Origin of the sequence: Azonexus sp. (assembly GCF_036170495.1) — a bacterium.
Taxonomy (GTDB): Bacteria; Pseudomonadota; Gammaproteobacteria; order Burkholderiales; family Rhodocyclaceae; genus Azonexus.
Genome location: NZ_JAVHPH010000029.1, coordinates 1 through 1,348, shown reverse-complemented (window position 1 = coordinate 1,348; position 1,348 = coordinate 1). Strand labels below are relative to the sequence as shown.

Annotated in this window: 2 protein-coding genes; one reads left to right on the top strand and one right to left on the bottom strand. The window is 61.6% G+C overall.

Annotation, left to right across the window (positions count from 1 at the left end; translation table 11 throughout):
* Window positions 1-710 (bottom strand): AMP-binding protein (locus ADADOO_RS01270; protein WP_511274354.1); only part of this gene is annotated, 710 nt, incomplete at its 3' end.
* Between the two features lie 174 nt (window positions 711-884).
* On the opposite strand from ADADOO_RS01270, the gene ADADOO_RS01265 reads away from it, so the two are divergent.
* Window positions 885-1,348 (top strand): Crp/Fnr family transcriptional regulator (locus tag ADADOO_RS01265; RefSeq protein ID WP_511274353.1); only part of this gene is annotated, 464 nt, incomplete at its 3' end.

Here is a 1,348-nt window from a genome sequence, read left to right as displayed (position 1 = left end):
TAGGACAGGATGTCGCCATCGGCGCCCAGCTTGTCGACCTGCACCCCGCCCTGTGCCGCGGCGATGAAGGCGGCATGGGTCTGGCAGACGCCTTTCGGCTTGCCGGTGGTGCCCGAGGTATAAAGCATGACCGAGGTGTCATCGAAATGGCCACGCTCGATTTCCTCGTTCAGGAAAGTGGTGTGGTTGCGGTCATGAATCCGGCCCATTTCCATGAGTTCGTGGATGTCGTGCAGGAAGGGCTGGCTGTAGTGCCGCATGCCGCGCGGGTCATCGTAGATGATGTGTTCGAGCGTGCCGACCTGATCCTGGATTTCCAGCATCTTGTCGACCTGCTCCTGGTCTTCAACCACCACAAAGCGAATGCCGGCATCCTGCAACACGAACAGCATCTCGTTGGCCACCGCGTCCTGGTAGAGCGGCACCGGCACGCCGCCCAGACATTGGGCGGCAGTCATCATCATGTAGAGATGCGGCCGGTTGTCGCCGATGATGGCCAGGTTGTCGCCGCGCTTGAAACCGAGCGAGGCCAGGCCACAGGCCAGCGCCCGGACACGTTCGGCAACGTCGGACCAGGTCCAGGTCTGCCAGATACCGAGGTATTTTTCGCGCATGGCCGGCGCATTCGGCCGGATGCTGGCGTGATGAAACAGTAGCCGCGGGAAGGTATGCAAACCATCCTGCGCGGCGAAATTCGCCTGCGTGGGCATTTCTTGTCTCCTCCGCCGCGACTCATTGTTCGCGGTCTGACGTTCGTTTGAATCATTGTGGGGATTGCTCGCTTACACCGACCTTGCAGCCCCGCACAGTCTCTCACTTTGCGGCCCAGTGTATGCATCTGCCCGCCGTATAATTGTCATCCGGCAGACAATCCAGGAAATAAATTGAAAAACGCCGAAGAACTCCTTCGCACCTCCGTCTGGGCCCCGTCGCTCTCCGCCGAGGAAATGGCCAAGGCGCTGGCCGGCACCTTCGAACGCAGCTTCGCGCCGGGCGCCTTCATCTGCATGAAAGGCGAGCCGGTCGATTACTGGATGGGCATCATCGACGGCCTGGGCAAGATGGCCAGCCACTGGACGACCGGCAAGACCACCTCGCTGACCGGCATCAGCACGGGCGGCTGGTTCGGCGAAGGCTCGCTACTGAAGAGCGAAGTGCGCCGCTACGACGTCATGGCCATCCGCGAAACGCGCGTCGCCTTCATGAGCCGCGCCACCTTCCTGTGGCTGCTCGACCACAGCATTCCGTTCAACCGCTACATGATCGCCCAGCTCAACGAGCGCCTCGGCCAGTTCATCGGCATGATCGAAAACGAGCGCATGCTCGACACCGACGCCCGCATCGCGCG